Source organism: Micromonospora costi (genome assembly GCF_003626655.1).
GTDB lineage: Bacteria > Actinomycetota > Actinomycetes > Mycobacteriales > Micromonosporaceae > Micromonospora > Micromonospora costi.
This window is the reverse complement of record NZ_RBAN01000004.1, coordinates 145824-162732: the sequence shown is the minus strand read 5'-3', so window position 1 is coordinate 162732 and position 16909 is coordinate 145824. Positions and strand designations below refer to the sequence as shown.

At 68.6% G+C, this 16909-nt stretch carries 14 protein-coding genes; 11 read left to right on the top strand and 3 right to left on the bottom strand.

Translation table 11 applies throughout. The features are described 5' to 3' along the window. Window positions 1-30 precede the first annotated feature (30 nt). Window positions 31-1347 (top strand): hypothetical protein, encoded by a 1317-nt coding sequence (locus tag D7193_RS22580; RefSeq protein ID WP_120782148.1) that lies wholly within the window; start codon window positions 31-33, stop codon window positions 1345-1347. A gap of 331 nt (window positions 1348-1678) precedes the next feature. Further along, window positions 1679-2242 (top strand): restriction endonuclease, encoded by a 564-nt coding sequence (locus D7193_RS22575; RefSeq protein WP_120781550.1) that lies wholly within the window; start codon window positions 1679-1681, stop codon window positions 2240-2242. A gap of 37 nt (window positions 2243-2279) precedes the next feature. Here D7193_RS22575 and D7193_RS34740 read toward each other — a convergent pair whose 3' ends face one another. Both D7193_RS34740 and D7193_RS34925 read right to left on the bottom strand, forming a co-directional pair. Continuing rightward, window positions 2280-2984: an 8-oxoguanine DNA glycosylase OGG fold protein gene (locus D7193_RS34740; RefSeq protein ID WP_338324113.1), complete on the bottom strand. Its 705-nt coding sequence runs from the start codon at window positions 2982-2984 to the stop codon at window positions 2280-2282. 2 nt (window positions 2985-2986) lie between these two features. Beyond that, a complete protein-coding gene (locus tag D7193_RS34925) occupies window positions 2987-3238 on the bottom strand; it encodes a DUF7662 domain-containing protein (protein ID WP_421930408.1) in 252 nt (83 codons plus the stop codon). 191 nt (window positions 3239-3429) lie between these two features. Between D7193_RS34925 and D7193_RS22565 the strand changes: the two genes are divergently transcribed. Further along, window positions 3430-4053, top strand: coding sequence for a DUF6642 family protein (locus D7193_RS22565; RefSeq protein WP_120781548.1), 624 nt, complete (start codon window positions 3430-3432; stop codon window positions 4051-4053). A gap of 29 nt (window positions 4054-4082) precedes the next feature. Here the strand turns inward: D7193_RS22565 and D7193_RS22560 are convergent, their stop codons facing one another. Continuing rightward, entirely contained in the window at window positions 4083-5450 is a 1368-nt protein-coding gene (locus D7193_RS22560) for a helix-turn-helix domain-containing protein (protein ID WP_158674839.1), read from the bottom strand. A 483-nt stretch (window positions 5451-5933) separates the two neighbouring features. Between D7193_RS22560 and D7193_RS22555 the strand changes: the two genes are divergently transcribed. The 8 genes from D7193_RS22555 (at window position 5934) to brxD (ending at window position 16898) form a co-directional block, all read left to right on the top strand. Beyond that, window positions 5934-6368 (top strand): YbaB/EbfC family nucleoid-associated protein, encoded by a 435-nt coding sequence (locus D7193_RS22555; RefSeq protein ID WP_147434432.1) that lies wholly within the window; start codon window positions 5934-5936, stop codon window positions 6366-6368. After that, window positions 6358-6675: a type VII secretion target gene (locus tag D7193_RS22550; protein WP_120781545.1), complete on the top strand. Its 318-nt coding sequence runs from the start codon at window positions 6358-6360 to the stop codon at window positions 6673-6675. The genes D7193_RS22555 and D7193_RS22550 overlap by 11 nt, the downstream gene beginning before the upstream one ends. Next, on the top strand, window positions 6672-7910 hold the full coding sequence (locus D7193_RS22545; RefSeq protein ID WP_120781544.1) for a WXG100 family type VII secretion target: 1239 nt from the start codon (window positions 6672-6674) through the stop codon (window positions 7908-7910). Before D7193_RS22550 ends, D7193_RS22545 begins: the two co-directional genes overlap by 4 nt. Continuing rightward, a complete protein-coding gene (locus tag D7193_RS22540) occupies window positions 7907-8284 on the top strand; it encodes a hypothetical protein (protein WP_241563297.1) in 378 nt (125 codons plus the stop codon). The genes D7193_RS22545 and D7193_RS22540 overlap by 4 nt, the downstream gene beginning before the upstream one ends. Before the next feature lie 155 nt (window positions 8285-8439). Further along, complete coding sequence (locus D7193_RS22535) at window positions 8440-9006, top strand: hypothetical protein (RefSeq protein WP_241563421.1); 567 nt, start codon at window positions 8440-8442, stop codon at window positions 9004-9006. An 88-nt stretch (window positions 9007-9094) separates the two neighbouring features. Further along, window positions 9095-12856: a BREX-2 system ATPase PglY gene (gene pglY / locus D7193_RS22530; protein WP_120781542.1), complete on the top strand. Its 3762-nt coding sequence runs from the start codon at window positions 9095-9097 to the stop codon at window positions 12854-12856. Beyond that, entirely contained in the window at window positions 12853-15588 is a 2736-nt protein-coding gene (gene pglZ, locus D7193_RS22525) for a BREX-2 system phosphatase PglZ (RefSeq protein ID WP_120781541.1), read from the top strand. Before pglY ends, pglZ begins: the two co-directional genes overlap by 4 nt. Beyond that, the gene (brxD, locus tag D7193_RS22520) at window positions 15585-16898 is read left to right on the top strand and encodes a BREX system ATP-binding protein BrxD (protein ID WP_120781540.1); all 1314 of its coding nucleotides are present in this window, start codon (window positions 15585-15587) and stop codon (window positions 16896-16898) included. Before pglZ ends, brxD begins: the two co-directional genes overlap by 4 nt. The last annotated feature ends 11 nt before the right edge of the window (window positions 16899-16909 follow it).

Genomic DNA, 16909 nt, shown 5'->3' with positions numbered 1-16909 from the left:
GGTGGACGCCGATTGGGGGAGGGGCAAGACGTGACTGCTGATAACGAGGCACCGGTGCCAGTATGGACACTCGCCACCGAGGCCGTGAGCGTGCCGAACGTGCTGAGTGATGAGGGCGTTACCCCGGCCAGACTCGCCGAACTGAGGACGGTCCTGGCAGCGCTTGCCGATTCCCCGATCGTCACCCTGGAAGCGCATCCGATGCGAACCAAGCGCGATCGGAACGGCGGGCTTCCGCTTCATGCAGCCAGTCCGCTCGCTCAGCAGTTGTCGCATCTCGTAGCCCAGACGGCGAAGTCGGCGCCTCCGACGATGAACGTCGCCGCTACCGGTGACGTGCTCTACCGGATGGTGGTGCCGGCAAAGGTCGCCGCGCAGGTCGGCAGAGGACTTGTCCAGCCCATGGCTTCGAAGGCAATCGCGGGAGGCATTCGCGGCGCGCTGGTCAATTCCACCGGCCGCATCGCATCCGGCGCCACGTTTGTGCCCGTGGCTGGCAAGGCCGCTGTTGCGGGTGCCGCGACCGGCTCGGCCACCACAGCTGGCGTGGCCGCGGCCAGCGCCGGAGCGTTGACGGTGGCCGCGCCACTTGTGCTGATGGCTGTCGCGGTCGGCGTCAGCGCCTACGCCGATCAGCAACGTCAGAAGGCGATCGAGCGAATCACCGACCTTTTGGAGCAGTTGCAGGAAGACAACCTCGAGAGCGAACGCAGCGAGCTGGACGGTTGTCGTGATGCGATCGACAAGGCGACATCGGTTCTCCTCGACCAGGGCAGAATCGGCCTGTCGTTGGGGCTTGATTCCTCGTCGTACGCGATCAGCACGGCGATCGAACGAGCCAAGCGTCGGCTCATAAAGTGGCAAGCTGCGCTAGCGGCGCTGCCCGAGGGCCCGGTCGAAGTCAGTGCATTGACGAAATCCTTCCCCGGTATCAACGAGGAGGGCGGCGCATTCCGTGCGCACCTGGAGCTTGCCCGGCTCGCCATTGCTCTCAAGCGCCGGGTGCTCGTGCTCCAAGCAGTCGAACACGCTCAGCAGGAGGGAACGAACAACCCGTTCAAGAGCTTCATCGGGACGTTGCAGGACGACGAGCGCCGCGTCGACGAGTTGGAGTCAGGCATCAGCTCGGTTCTACTTCGACTGTCAACTCTCGAATTGCGGCGCCACGGCGGCTTCCGGAGCATCATGTTCACCCCAGGCGAGGTTGACGACCTGCTCAAAACCGCTTATCGCCTTCGCGCGTTGGGTGATGGTCTCAATGTGGGAACCTCTCAAGCTGACGTTGCGATCGAGATCGAACGAGGCAGCGATGGATCGCTCGTAGTTTTCCCTGCGGCCGCTGCCTGACTGGACGCAGCGCAAGCTGACCGGTTCCGATGTCCGGTCCCGCCATTCGTGCAGGACGTCCGGACGTCGGGCGCGAGCGGCACTGAAGTGACGGGTACCTGACAATCGGCGCTCGTGCATGTGATTTGTCGGACCCCGCTACGAGACTGAGGCTCCTCGACCCGAGAGGTGCCCCGTGCCGTACGTCAGATCGCACACCAGAAGGAATGGGGCGCGGGTCCGGGCGCACTACCGTAGGCGGCGCCCCGGCAGTGTTCGGCGGAGATCGACGACCCGCCGAGTGTCCCGTGGCGGCAGTTCGCGCAACGGCGGAGTTCTGCTGCTGTGCGCGATGGCCGTCGTCGTGGTGCTCGGTGTGGTCGTGGATTTCGCGGTGCGGCATCCGTACTGGGCGGCCTTCCTGGCGATTCTCGTCGTGGCGGCGGTGATCGCCGTCGGCTGCTTCTTGGCAAGGCAGCGTGCCCGCCAGCGGGCCGACCAGGCCCAGCGGGACAGGCTGATCGCGGTGACCGATGCGATGAGCGGACCAGAGTTCGAGCAGTGGTTCGCACGGATCCTGGTCGCGTCGGGCTTCCGGCATGTGCAGGTGTGTGGCGGCTCCGGCGATCGGGGAGCGGATATTACGGCGGTCGCCCCCGATGGTCGCCGCGTCGTGGTGCAGTGCAAGCGGCAGAGCATCAACAACCGCGTGGGCAGCGCCGCGATCCAGCGGTTCGCCGGCACCTGCCGGGAGATCCACCGCGGCGAGATCTGCATGCTCGTCACGAACAGCTTCTTCACGGCGGGCGATGGCGTACAGCTAGCTAAGCGGCTCAACATAACGCTGGTCGACAGGCGCGCACTGGAGATGTGGGCGTGGACGGGAAAGCCCACGACGGGGAGCGTCGCGGGCTGACGCGTTGACCGGCTCGCAGCCGTGAACTCGATGGAGGTCACCGGTATGCTGCCAGGCACTTGCCGTACTCCCACAACCTCCGCTCTACGACGTCCGCCTCCGTTTCCACACCCCACTGGCTCGCTTTCTCGCGAGCCCAGGCGAGGTATTCGGCGTACTGGTCGGCCGTCCACGGGCCGAACTCGGGCCAGTCCACGCTCCCGCAGCGCTTCAGGCCGATGACCACGTACCGATCCAGGATCAGCGGCCGTTGGCGTCCGGAACATGAGTTCCAGCCGAGGAAGTACAGGAGCTTCGTGAAGAAGGAAGGGCCTAGCCGCTTCAGCTTGCAGCGGCCCCCATGATCGAGGGCCTCGTACGCCGCTCGGGGACCTTCGCTCCGGAGGATGCTGACGGCCTCACCCAACCAGCGGTCGGTGTCGCCGCCGTTGAGGTCGAGCACTCTCTGTAGGCGAGCAGGTCCCCGTCTGCTGGGTAGTCCGTGGCCCCAGACGTACGCCGCGATCAGTATGTCCCTAGCCGCGCGGCCAGTGTGTGCTTCGGCGCCCGCCCGCAGCAGGTCACCTCGACTGATTCTCGGCCAGGGACCGTTGAGGGGGAGGCCGGAGAGGAAGGTAGGTAGGTCTATCGGAGCCGGCAATCGCCGTCGCCACGTTGTCGGGTTGAACGAAAAGCCGTGATCGAGGACGTACCTCTCCCGCGTCGGTGGTTCGTCGTCAAATGGCGAACACGTTGCTGTCACCGTCACCAGGCATGCCCCTGCATGGGAACGAATCTGACGGTGCCACGGTCAAGATCAGGATGGGCGGTGAAGCCGGCGTCAGCCCACGATCGGCTGTGCGAATGCGTCCCGTCACCGTTGGCCCACCATGCTTCGTAACGGTAAGCCGAGGGAGGCAATCCACCTGGGACGAGGTCCGATATCTCCGCGAGCGTGTACCGCACTTCGCCCGTTCTTCGCCGAAGGTGGTCGCGTAGGGCGTCGTACTTGGGCACGTGACCTCCCACGGCTGCTCTGAACTCCTGAGTGGACGTGAAGCCTATTGGCGGGCTGCGTCTGCTGGCCTCATCCAATCGGCTCGACCGGTACTGCGGACAGCACCCGAGAGTGAAGCCATCGGCGGAGCCCAGATGAAGGTCGAATTCACTAGTGTCAGTGCGGGGGATCGAGGTGGAGGGAAGTCGACGTGGCAAAGCCGGGTGGTGTCTTCTGTGTTGAAGGGCTGTGGGACAACGACCTGGCGCAGCGAGGCTCTGTGTTGCCGACCCTCGAACTGCTCGAGCGGCTGGGCACGATCCGCTTCATTCACCGTGACACGGCGACTCCGGAGGAACTCCACTACTTCCTCGACCGGTGGCTGACCCGCAAGTACTCCACCTACGAGGTCGGCTTCTTCGCGCTCCATGGATCGCCTAGTGAGGTGCACCTGTCGGATTCTCACTCGGTCAGACTCAAGGAGATCGCGAGCTGGATGTCGGGCCGTTGCGAGGGCAAGAGACTCTACTTCGGCAGTTGTTCGGCGCTGCGCGCCTCCGAAGGCACGCTCGCTGAGTTCCTCCGGGAGACGGGAGCTGCCATGGTGTGCGGATTCACCAAGAAGATCGACTGGATCGAGTCCGCGGCGTTCGAGACTGTGGTCCTCAACCGGCTGGTCAACGGCGGCAGGGTCAACAGCGTCGAACAGTTGGCCCGCTCAGCGCGCTGGGCGCCGTTGGCGCAGCACCTCGGCTTCCGGGTCTTCTATCGCAACGGCGACCCTGCTCGGCTTCCGTCGATGCGGACACCCCAGGAGTCCGCTGTCCGCACCTGATGCCGGCGATAACTCAGGAGGCTCGGCTTCTAAGCCGGCGCGCCGATGCGGGCGGCGAAGCCTTGGAGCCCGGGAAGCGCCTGCCGGCGGTCGGCGTGCAGAAGGGCGGTGGTGAGCTGCTGCGCCCACGGCCGGTACCGGACTTCCTGCGGCGCATTTCGCTCCGCGGACAGCAGCGCCCGGAACGACTCCGCGTACGCCCCGCGGCCGTGCAGCGCGAGGGCGTAGTCCTCCCAGTAGCGGGCGCGCCGTTCGACGCTACCCAGCTGGTCGGGTCGCAGCCTTTGGGCGTACTGCACCGCCGCGCCGAAGTCGCCGAGCACGCGAGCGACGCTGATCCGGTAGAGCGCCACGTCGGCGTCGGCGAACCCGTGGGCGGCCCCGCATCGCCGCCGTGCCCCATCGGCTTCGTGCAACAACTCCGCCGCGACGTCCCGGCGATCCGCCAGGGCAGCCGTGTACGCGGCAGTGGCCAACAGCCGTCCGTACATCGCCGCATCCCCGGCCGATCTGAGACCGGTGGACGCGTCGAGGGTCTGCGCCGCGTCGACGAGGGTCTGCTGTGCCCGCTGTCCGTGGCGGGTACGCCGTAGCACGATCGCCGACATGCGGGCTGTTTCGGCGTACAGCAGGGGGTCGTCCGCGTCGCGAGCCGCCTGCCTGGCACGGTCCATCGCCGACCATGCCATGCCGTCCTCGTGCAGCTTGACGAGAACCTGGGTGGTCAGGTGGTACGCCCGAGTGAGATTCGCCGCTGCTACCGCCCGCGTGCCATCGGTCGCCGCCGCGTGGTTCGTTGTCGCCGCCGCCACCAACTGCGGGAGTCGGGCAGACACGCGTGCGTATCGGCATGCCCGGAAATCGGACCAGGCGCTGGCGAGCGAGGCCCGGAGGCTGGCGGTGTCGACCGGGATGGCCGGTGTCGGGCAGGTCCCGAGAAGGATGTCCTCGAGGCACACGACCACCCGAGGCGGTACGGCCAGCTTCGGTGTGCTGCCCGCGAGCGTGGTGCCGGCCAGGCCTGCCAGCCCGCCGAGTACCTCGCGCCGTCGCACCGGATCCTCTCCCACCTCACGTCGTGGTGCCTCACCACGAACCCTATCGACTGCGATGCCGGATTGGTGGAATGCCAGGCCGTCAATGTCCGCAAGCCCGAAGAGTTGAGGTGGAATGTCGAAGATCGCTGACAGCCTTCGCAGCACCATGACGTCCGTGATCCGCTGCCGGCCACGCTCGATGCGCGACAACGTCGCCGCTGAATAGCCGCACCGCTGGCCGGCCTCGACGAGGGTTAGTCGAGCGGCCGTACGTGCCACGCGCAGGAGCGTGCCGAAGTCGCCGACGGCGGCAGCATGCCTGGCCTCCGGTAGCTCGGACCAGCGGTGTCCGACGTCCACGGCAGCCTCCCCGAGACGTCCCCACTCAAGGATCGGCCGTGAATCTCATGTCACGCAAAGTTCTTTCATCTCGTGTACCGCCGGGAGTCAGGGTGCCTCGGTGTCTGCTGTCCTGGTTCTCAGGAACGAGAGGGGAGAAGCAGATGGGAAGGGTGGAAAAGGTCGTCGGCACGCGCGCGGAGTCGATCGTGAACAGGACCCTCGCCATCGGAGCTGGCGCCCTCGTCTGCGTGTTCGGAGTCGCGATGGTAGGCGGGGAGACGGCAGCGACGGCAGCCGCTGCTGCTGCGGGCACGATCGTCGCCGCCCTCGTCAGCCTTGCAAGAAGCTACCTCAGAGGACCTGGCCGTAGCGGAAATGCGCTCACCCCGAGACAGCGCCCGCCTCGATGACTGCGCGAGCGGCCCGTGACCGTGACGTGACAGCGGGCTGGGTTTCCGGGGTGCGACTCGCTAGGGTGACCGGCGAGGTGGAGCGATCGTGATGGATGTTCCTTTCGGTGCAACGGCCGACGCGGCCGAGGAGTGGATGCGCTCCTGGAGCGCGTCCGTATCCGAGCGGGCGGCGCAGACGCAGGCGATGTCGCAGCGGGTGGCTGAGTTGTCGGTATCTGCCACCGGAGCTCGTGGCGCGGTGGAGGTCACGGTTGCCGGCTCCGGCGCCGTCACCAATCTGTGGCTCGACGAGCGGGTTCGCGCCTGGCCAGCGGATCGGATCGCGGCGGAAGTCATGGCCACGATGCGGCGAGCGCAGGGCCGTCTCGCCGGGGCGGTGGCGGAGGCCGCCGCACAGACTGTCGGTGCCCACTCCGAAACCGCCCGCGCGATTGTAGCCAGCTACGCCACCCGCTTCCCGGAGCAGCCGGACGATCCTGACGAGCAGCGCGAGCGATCCCGGCGGGGTCGGGATGGCTGGTGAGTCGGGCTTCGAGGTCGAGAGCCAGGCGCTGCGCACACACTCCGGGACCGTCGACGGCGTCGCCGACGCAGTTGACCAGTGCCGCCGTGCCGCGGCATCCGTGCAACTGGGTCGTGAGGCGTACGGCCGGCTGTGCCAGCTCATCCCCTTCCTGTTGAACCCGATTCAGGAGGCCACCACCGACGCCCTGAGCGGAGTCGCTGTTGAACTGCAGCGGGCCGCCGATGACCTCCGTGTGGTGGCCAGCCGGTACGACAGCGGCGATCAGAAGGCGGCCGCGCTGTTCGGCCGCGGAGCCGGATCGTGAGCGAGGCGGCGAATCCGCTCGTCGCACCGCGCCAGGACAGCACCATCGCGTACAGCGGGGTGTTCATCGCCGAGGACATCGATAACCTGCTGGCGAGCTATTCCAGTGGCGGGTGGATCGATACGGCGATCGGCGGGTTCGCCGTATCGATGGACGCCCTGGCCTTCGTCACCGATCCGCTGGGCCAGCTCGTCGCCTGGGGCGTCGGTTGGCTGATTGAGCACGTCAAACCGCTCTCCGACGCCCTCGATGAGCTGGCCGGTGATCCTGATCAAATTGCCGCCTACGCCCAGACCTGGCGTAACGTCACGACCGCGATCGGCGATGCCCGCGTGACCCTGGACGATGCCGTCACGCGGCAGATCGCCGACTGGGCCGGTCCTGCGTCCGACGGCTATCGACGACAGAGCGGCGAACACGGCGCCGTACTGGACGCACTCGCGAGGGCCACCAACGCGATGGCCGAGATCACCACCGGGGCCGGGCTGCTGGTCGCGATGGTGCGCGGGCTCGTTCGCGACCTCATCGCCGAGTTCGTCTCCGTCCTGGCCGTACGCCTATGGGAATGGCTCGCCGAAGCAGGCGTCACGCTCGGCCTGGCAACCCCATGGGTGGCCGCTCAGGTGACGGCCCTTGCCAGCAAGTGGGTCGCGCGAATCATCCGCCTGCTGCACGGGCTCATCGGCAGCCTGCGTCGCTTGTCGCCCATCCTGGGCCGTCTCGGGGAACTCATCGGGGAGCTGAAGTCCCTCCTCCGCGGTTCCACCGCCCCGGGCGCAGTCTCGCGTTCGACGCCCACCCGGCAGACGCACTTACTCCACTCCGACGCGGATCCCCTCCGCAAGTGGGGCCCGGCCCAGCAGACCCACCCGGAACAGTGGGAGGCGGCGATCCGGGGGGCACGCGAGCTGGGCGTCGAGGTCACCTTCCGAGAGGGCGCTCTCGCCTACGGGCCCAGCCCTTCACCCGGCCAGCCCGGACAACTGGTGCTCGACCCCGACGCCTCGTACGGCGCGCAGCTGCACGAGATGCAGCACCTGCGCGATGACCAGGTGGCTGGCTGGGCCGGAATGAGAGGCTGGTTCGAAGACCCGGTCGTGCGTTATGAAAACGAGGTGCGCGCCAACCAGCAGGAGATCAACTATGCGAAGTCCATCGGGGACGAGGAGTCCGTCAAACGCCTGAACCAGCTGATCCGCGAAGAGTACGCGAAGATTTTTGGAGTGGAACCGTGACAGCACCGCCGCCGCCGCACCTCCCGGCGCCGCCGGTTCGCACCATGCGCAACGAGGAACTGGCGGACCTGGTCAGGCAGGGCGGGCCGTACCGGGGCAAGGCCGTCTTCGAACTGATCGACCGCGCCCGGGACGACACAGAGGCGGCGACCAGGCTGGGCGAGTTGAGCAGGCTCCCGGCACTGCGCGAGGACCGGATGTTTCATATGGTCTCGCTCGCCTGGGCCGCCATCATCGGCCTGCTGTCCGCCGAGACGCCGCACGCGCGAGGCCTTGCGTACGCCGCCTTCGCGTCGCTGGACGCCAGTGATCAGGCCGACTTCCTCGCGTACGTGAAGGCGCAACGGATCGAGGACGCCCACCCCCACCTCTGACTGCGTCAAAGGAGGGGCACCGAACGGCGTGTCCGAGCGTGGAGCGACAACCAGCAACCTCGCAGACTTGGCACCAGTTGTGCGCGACGGCAGTGGGGAACGTGCGGATGAGTCTCGTCGAAAGCATGGCCGCGCAGGTACCGGCGTTGCTCGGTGTGCTGGTCGGCACGGCCGGCACGATAGTCGCCACGACCGTGGGCGAGCGGGTGCGCTGGCGGCGGAACCAGACAGTCCGGTGGGACGAACGGCGCCTCGAGGCGTACGTCGACTTCACGCGGGCGGTCAAGGAGATCCACGCGGTGGCGACCCAGATGCTCGCCAGCCATCGTCCTGAATCACTGCGGCCGTCCCTCGATCGGGAGACCGGATTGGCTCGACTGGCTGAAGGAGACGTCCGTCACACCCTGACGTGGGAGGAGGTTCTCCTGCTCGGGGACGAGGAGACCGTGCGCGCCGCAGCGGCCTGGCGGCGTGCCGTACGGGACATCGAACGGGCTGCCCGTGCCCTGCCGAACCCGCCGACCGATCTCCCTGAGCTGATACGCCGTGCCGACGAGGGCCGTGATCGTTTCTACCGTGCCGCCCGTGCCAGCCTCGCCATTCTCGGCGGCTCGGTCGAGCAAGCCCGACGCGTCGCCCGGGATTCGAGCAACGGTCGGCTCGTGCCGGTCAGCCGACGTAGGTCGGATCGAGACCGCCGGCAACCATCACGCCCCGACTGACGAGACTCCGGGCTCTCGTCGGGTCGACGCCATGACACGACGGTTGGGGGACACCGCAGGCAGGAGGGCGATCGGTACGGTAAGGACCATGTCATCGCCCACCCCTGCGCCGCTGCTCCGGGACTTCATCGACATCCCGGAGCGCACGAGCGTGAGCGACTTCGTGCTCAAGCTCTCCGACAGTGTCGCCGACGCCGACGCCACCCTCCGCGACTACGTCGTCACGGATCGGTTGCTGGCGAACTTTGACGAAGCGCTCGGGCTGATCCGCTCCGCGGTCGAGGGGCACGCCTCCAAGGCCGCCTACCTGCACGGCTCCTTCGGCTCCGGCAAGTCGCACTTCATGGCGGTGCTGCACGCGCTGCTGCGGGGCGAGCCCGCGGCCCGCGGCCGGGACGAACTGGCCCCGCTGGTCGCCAAGCACAGCGTCTGGCTGGACGGCCGGAAGTTCCTGCTCATCCCGTACCACCTGCTCGACGCCCGCTCGCTGGAGCAGCGCGTGCTCGGCGGTTACGTCGACCGGGTGCGGGCGCTGCACCCCGACGCGCCGATCCCGGCGGTGCACCGCACCGACGCGCTGCTCGATCAGGCCGCCGCGCTGCGTGAGAAGATCGGCGACGATCAGTTCATCGCCGGCCTGCCGGGCGGCGACGTCGAGGACGAGTGGGGCGAGACCGAGGCGTTCTGGACACCGCAGCGACTCGATGCGGCGTTCGCCGGCGCGTACTCCGACGAGCTGCGGCGCAAGTTGGTCAACGACCTGTTGACCACCTGGAACAAGGGCTTCTTCAGCAATGCTCGGGAGGACGCCGAGGCCTTCGTCTCGCTCGACCGGGGCCTGACGGAGATCAGCCGGCACGCCAAGGAACTCGGCTACCACGGCCTGATCCTCTTCCTCGACGAGCTGATCCTCTGGCTGGCCAACTCGATCGGCGACCAGCAGTTTGTATCCCGCGAGGTCCAGAAGATCACCAACTTCGTTGAAGGTGGCGACACGCGACGGCCCATCCCGATCGTCAGCTTCATCGCCCGCCAGCGTGACCTGCGCGAGCTGGTCGGGGAGGAGGTTGTCGGCGCGAACGAGCTGAGCTACCAGGACACCCTCAACCTGGCCAGCGGCCGGTTCGACGTGATCAAGCTGGAGGACCGGAACCTCCCCGAGATCGCTCGCCGGCGCTTGCTCAAGCCCGTCACGACGGAGGCCGGCGAGGCGATTTCGCGTGCCTTCGACGCCACCACGAAGGTACGCCGGGAGGTCTTCGACACCCTGCTCGGCACGGACTCCGGCAGTGGTGCCGACATCGACGCGTTCCGGTCGACGTACCCGTTCAGCCCGGCCTTCATCTCGACCCTCGTGCACGTCTCGAGCGCCCTGCAACGGTCCCGTACCGCGCTCAAGCTGATGCGGCAACTCCTGGTCGACCGGCGTGAGACGCTGCGGCTGGGGCAGCTCGTCCCGCTCGGTGACCTCTACGACGTCATCAGCAGCGGCGGCGACCAGCCCTTCACCGAAAAGCTCAAGGCCGAGTTCGAGATGGCCCAGAAGCTGTACGAGCTGAAGTTGCGCCCGTACCTGCTCGGCCAGTACGGCCTTACCGAGGAAGACCTTGATGCGGCCCGGCGTGGTGACCCGCTGCCCGCGGAGGCGGCCGGCCGGACCCGCGCCTTCACCGGCGACGACCGGCTGATGAAGACCCTGCTGCTCGCCGCCCTGGCGCCCAGCGTGCCCGCACTGCGCAACCTCACCGCACGCCGGCTCTCGGCTCTCAACCACGGCAGCATCACCAGCCCGATCCCTGGTGGCGAGGTCGCGCAGGTCGCTCGGAAGCTCGCCGACTGGGCCGGCCAGTTCGCCGAGATCCGCATCGGTGAGGGTGACGACCCGGTGGTGTCGCTGGAGCTGGTCGGTGTCGACGTCGACAGCGTCCTCGCCACGGCGAAGCACTACGACAACGAGGGTGCCCGCAAGCACATCGTTCAACGATTGCTCTGGCAGCAGCTCGGCGTGCCGTGGAGCGACTCGTTCTTCGCCGAGGCCGGGCTCACCTGGCGGGGCAGCCGGCGCACAATCGAGCTGGTGTACGGCAATGTCCGCGACCCCAACGACATCCGCGACGAGGCGTTCCACCCCGACGCCCCCGACGGATGGCGACTGATCATCGACTATCCGTTCGACGACGGCAGCCACGGGCCGGCCGACGACCGGCAGCGCGTGCAGGAGCTGCTGAACAGGACCAACGCCCGGACCGTGTGCTGGATCCCCGCCGCCCTGACCGTCGAGCGCCGCAACGAGCTGGGCAAGCTGGTCATCATCGACAAGCTTCTCGAGGGCCAGCGCTTCGACAGCCACGCCGAGCATCTCAACCCGGACGACCGGCGGCGGGCGCACGCCGCGCTCACCAACCAACGCAGCGCGCTCCTGGCCAAGATGCAGGGCGTCCTGCGCCAGGCGTACGGGTTGGCCGCGAAGCAGGCGACCGACGTGCAGCTCGGTTTCGACGATCACCTCCAGTCGCTGACCCGGGCGCTGGAGCCGAAGCTTCCGATGGGCGCTACGTTCAACGACGCGCTGCGGACCATCGGCGACCAGATGCTCACCCAGCAGTACCCGGCCCACCCGGACTTTGACCCGGACCGCAAGGGGGACCCCGTGCGGCTGCAGGACGTCAAGGTCGTGCTCGACTACGTCCGGCGCGCCGTCGAGTCGCAGGAGGGGCGCGTCGAGGTCGACCGGGCGCAGCGCCAGACCATGCGCCGGATCGCCAACCCGTTGCGGCTCGGGACGATGCACGAGGCGGCCTTCGTCATCGAGGGGGAGTGGGTCCAGCACTTCCAACAGAAGGCGGCGAGCGAGGGCATCACGGGCGAGCTGCGGGTGGCTGACCTGCTGCGTTGGATCGACGAGCCAAAGCCGCGTGGCCTCGACCCGATCGTCGCGCACCTCGTCGTCGCGACCTTCGCCGAGCAGACCGACCGGGCCTTCTACCTGCACGGCAGCCAGGTAGTCCCGGCTCCGGAGCTTGGCAAGATCACGGGAGATCACGCGCTCCGCGAGGAGAGCCTGCCCAGCGAGGAAGACTGGGACCGGGCGCGGGCGCGTGCTGCCGCGATCTTCGGATTCCAGCCGCTTGCCCTGCGCCGCGGCCGGCTGGTTGCGCTCTTCGGGCGGGACCTCAGCAGCCAGGCAAGCCGGCACCGGGACGCCGCCCACACGCTGGTGAGCCGGCTCGAACAGCACGCGACCCGGCTGGGGCTCGACCGGGAGAGCGGTCGGCTCGCCACCGCGCGTGCCGCCGCCGATCTCCTCGAAGCGCTGACGACCGCACGGTCGGCCAAGGAGTCGATCGAACGGCTGGCGAGGTCAGAACTGTCCGGACCGGCCGACCGTGCCGGCAAGAGCATCGCCAGTGCGGCAGACGTGTCCGCAGCGCTCGTGTCCGCGCCCTGGGACACCTTCGAGATCGTCGCCGGCCTGCCCGAGCCGTACGCGAGGGAAGCCGAGACGCTGCTCGCGGATCTTCGCCGAACCGCCGAGGCCGATGAGCTGACGGCGCCATTCGCGCCGGCCCTGCGGCGCGCCCAGGCCGGCGCCACCGCCTTGCTTCGACGAGCGACCCGCAAGCCCGAGATCGTCTATGTGTCGAAGCGCGACCATGAGAAGCCCGAGACCGTCGTTCCGTCCCGAAGTGACGACGAGGTTCGTGATCTACGGCCGGATGGTGGCGAACGGCCCCTTGGCCGGGTCTCGGTCCGGGTTGAGGAGCTTGAGACAGCGGTGGAGCAGTTGCGGGCCGTCGCCAGGGACCATTCTGGTGCCACCATCGAGGTGACCTGGAGAATCGTGTCGTGACACGGGCACCCGCGGTCTCGCAGGCGCTGCGAATCAGCCCCGTGGCGCTCGCCCAGAAGGTGGCGCAGCAGCTCGACCGGCATCGAAACGGGAACCCGTACCCCGTCATGGTGGTCAGCGCGGAGCCGGAGTGGCCGCACGACCCGGTGCTGCTGCTGCCCGGCGGCCGGCAGGCCCGTGTCGTGCCGTGCGTGTCACCGCTCGCCGTCTGGGAACACCTGGTCGCGGAGCGTAACGACGAGGTGCTCGTGCTGCTCACCGACATTCCCGAGTCCGCCCTCGGCCACGGGGTGCGTAGCCGGATCTTCCGGCAGCAGGTGATCGGCCTGGAGCCGTGGGGCCTGGTGGTCGACGCCTTCGGCGCTCAGGTGCCGGACACGGCGCTCGAGAGTGAGCGGTGGGCCGGGCAGGCCCTGCTCGACGCGATGCCGCCCGGTGGTTGGCCCAGGCTCACCACGAGGGTGCTGACCCGGGACGTGGCCCTGCGCCACCTGGCCTCCGTCCGGCTCGGTCTGGATCGGTGGGGAGCCGGCGCTGACGACCTGGACGTGACGGCGCTGCTGCGGTGGAGCGTCGAGCCGGGGGCGGTCGAGGCGTTCGAGCTGCTCCGGCAGGAGGAGCGGGACGGCCTGGTGCGCTGGCTCGTCGAGCAGTTCGGCCGGCCGGCCCGGGCGCTCTTCGCACTCGTCGACGCCGGGCGGGGCGCGGACGCGTTGCCGTTGGGCCTGGTGTGCGACGGGCTGTGGACCAGCGACAATCCGGACGCCGTGCGCGCCCAGGGTCGCATCGACCAGTACTTCGGCAAGCTCGACGACGATGCCGCCGTCCGTGCGTTGGCTGAGGTGGCCATGCAGGTCGTCGGCGGGTTGTTGGCCGACCGGGACGCGGATCTGCGGCGTCAGGGGCACGCCGTCCTGGATCGGGCCGAGCAGTTGCTCTTGCTGTTCAACGCGGTCGGCAGCGCAGGCCACAGCCGCATTTTGCGTACGAGCTTCACGCAACGGCTGAGGGACGCGGGGGCTGCGCTTGTCGCCGGCCTGGCCGATCCCACCGATCCCAGGCTGGACGTGGCGGTCGACAGCCTGGCCGGACACCGGTTGGCCGAGGCGGAAGCGGAGCGGGTCCGGCGGGTACAGATGGCCCAGCGACTCGTCCGGTGGCTTCGCACCCCGATAGAGCCGCCTGCCAGCGTCGCCGACGGGGTACAGCGACAGATCGCCGAGTGGGGCTGGGTCGATCTCGCCCTGAATCACGTCTGGGCCGGCGAGGACGTGCACCCCGAGTTGCAGCAGGCCTTCCGCGCCGTCCACGACCGTGCGCAGCAGCGGCGTCGGGACCTCGACGCCGCCTTCGCCAACCGGTTGGCAGCCTGGGCAACCGCGGGCCCGGGTAACGACGGCGACCTGCTGACCGTCGAGAACCTTCTCCCTCGCGTTATCGACCCGCTGGTCCGCACGCATCGTCCAGTGCTGCTGGTCGTGCTCGACGGCATGAGTGCGGCGGTGGCCATCGAACTGGCAGACGAGTTGTCCCAGCACTGGGTCGAGTATGACCCGCTGGCTCGGGAGGGAAACGGACGCCGCCGGGGAATCGCGGCCGCCCTGCCTACCCTGACGGCGGTGTCCCGGACCTCTCTCTTCGCCGGCGCGCTGCGCGCCGGCACCCAGGCCACCGAGCAGCAGGTGTTCAAGCAGGGGCGGTGGGGCGACGACGCCCGGATCTTCCACAAGGGCCCAGCCCGCGGTGGGGCGGGAGAGGTGATCTCCGGCGACCTCACTGACGCACTCGCCGGTCCGGCGCGTCTGGTCGCCGTGGTGATCAACACCGTGGACGATTCGCTGGCCCATGGCCGGGAGGGCGAAGAGGCCGGCTGGCAACTCAACGACCTCGGCGTGCTGCGTAGCCTGCTGGACCTCGCTCGGAACGCGGGCCGGGCCGTCGTGATCACCAGCGATCACGGCCATGTGCTGGAGCGTGGCGGCGAGCATGTGAGGGCCGCTGACGCTGCCTCCGCTCGCCATCGCACCGGGCCGGGACCCGCCGACCATGGCGAGGTCGAGCTGAGCGGTCCGCGTGTCGTGGCCGAGGAGAACCGGATCATCGCGCTCTGGGACGCACTGCGGCGCTACCGTCCGAGCAAGGCCGGCTACCACGGCGGGGCATCGTTGGCCGAGGTGACCATCCCGCTCCTGGCGTACCTGCCGCCCTACGCCGACGAGGTGCCACAGGGCTGGGCGCCGGTCGAGAGCCGCCCGCCCGAGTGGTGGGCGGCGAGCGCAGCGGCCGTCAAGGTCGCACCCGCTCCGGTGTCCCCGGCCAAGCCACGCCGGAAGGCGCCGGTCGTCGCAGGCGACGCGCTGTTCGACGTACCCGAAATGCCGCCGATGCCGGGAGCGACGTCCGCGGTCGGCGGCATTGATCTGGTGAACGTGCTGCTCGGGACCGAACTCTTCAAGGCGCAGCATGGCCTCACCCCGCGCAAGGTCGACCTCAAGAAGATCGAGGCGGCGATGCGGGCGCTCCTCGAGGCGAAGGGCGTGCTGTCGGCGGCCGTGCTGGCGCAGCGGGCCGGGGAACTGCCGGCCCGCGCGGTCGGCTTCGTGAACACACTGCAGCGGATCTTCAACATCGACAACTATCCCGTGCTGTCGCTGATCGACGACGCCCGCACCGTCCGGCTGGACGTCGCGCTGTTGCGGACCCAGTTCGGCCTGCCGGACGGGACGGCATGAGCGGCGTCAGCCCGGCGCGGCGGCGTGAGGTCATCGACGCCCTCCGGCGGGGTGCCGTGCCCTCGGCAGGATTGGACCTGTTCGCCGTCGGTCTGGACCGGTTCGTGGCTTCGGTGGATGAGGATCTCGACGCCATCTCCGCCGGCGGTTCGGTGTTCAAGGCGATTCGTGGCGAGTACGGGTCTGGCAAGACCTTCTTCACCCGATGGCTGGCCGAGCGGGCGAAGCGGGCGAACCTCGCCACCGCCGAGGTGCAGATTTCCGAGAACGAGACGCCACTGCACAAACTGGAAACCGTCTACCGGCGGCTGACCGAGCGCTTGACCACCGCCACGTTCCCCCCGAGCGCCCTGCGGCCCGTCGTCGACGGCTGGTTCTATGCGCTGGAAGAGGACGTCCTGGCGGCGGGTGACGTCACGCCAGACGACGCGACCGCGCTGGATCGCGCTGTGGGGACGCTGTTGGACCACCGACTCGCGGCAGTCAGCCGTAGTGCACCAGCCTTCGCGGCAGCGCTGCGCGGGTACCGGACCGCCAGCCTCGACGGCGATTCGGCGACGGCGGAGGCGGTGCTGGCATGGCTCGGCGGTCAACCGCACGTCGCCGCCTCGGCCCGCCGGGCCGCCGGCGTACGGGGCGATCTCGACCACTTCGCGGCGCTCAGTTTCCTGCAGGGCCTGCTCGCGGTGCTGCGCGACAGCGGCCACCCCGGCCTGCTGCTGGTGCTGGACGAGGTGGAGACGCTGCAACGCGTCCGGTCCGATGCGCGGGACAAAGCGCTCAACGCCCTGCGGCAACTCATCGACGAGGTGTACTCCGGGCGCTTCCCGGGGCTGTATCTGGTGATCACTGGCACTCCAGCCTTTTACGAGGGACCGCAGGGTGTGCAGCGACTCACTCCGCTGGCCCAGCGCCTCGCCGTCGACTTCACCACCGACCCGCGCTTCGACAACCCCCGTGCGGTGCAGATCCGCCTGCCCGGCTTCACCGTCGACTCCTTGCTGGAGTTGGGTGGCCGGGTCCGGGACCTCTACGCGGACGGTTCCACCGCATCGGAGCGGATTCACCACATGGTCGATGACGCGTACCTCGGTGACCTCGCCCGGGCGGTCGCCGGTGGGCTCGGCGGCAAGGTCGGGGTTGCTCCACGATTGTTCCTCAAGAAGCTGGTGGGCGAGGTGCTCGACCGGGTCGACCAGTACGCCGATTTCGATCCCCGTCAGCACTACGCGCTCACGCTCTCCGCCACCGAGATGACCGACGTCGAGCGCAATGCGAGCAGCGCCGACTCCGTCGCACTCGAGTTGTAGGCGTCATGACG

Bases quoted from the DNA above. Each gene is read 5' to 3' on its own strand.
- D7193_RS22555 (WP_147434432.1), top strand. From the start codon at position 5,934: ATGGATGTTCCTTTCGGTGCAACGGCCGACGCGGCCGAGGAGTGGATG.
- D7193_RS22550 (WP_120781545.1), top strand. From the start codon at position 6,358: ATGGCTGGTGAGTCGGGCTTCGAGGTCGAGAGCCAGGCGCTGCGCACA.
- brxD (WP_120781540.1), top strand. From the start codon at position 15,585: ATGAGCGGCGTCAGCCCGGCGCGGCGGCGTGAGGTCATCGACGCCCTC.
- pglY (WP_120781542.1), top strand. From the start codon at position 9,095: ATGTCATCGCCCACCCCTGCGCCGCTGCTCCGGGACTTCATCGACATC.
- D7193_RS22575 (WP_120781550.1), top strand. From the start codon at position 1,679: ATGGCCGTCGTCGTGGTGCTCGGTGTGGTCGTGGATTTCGCGGTGCGG.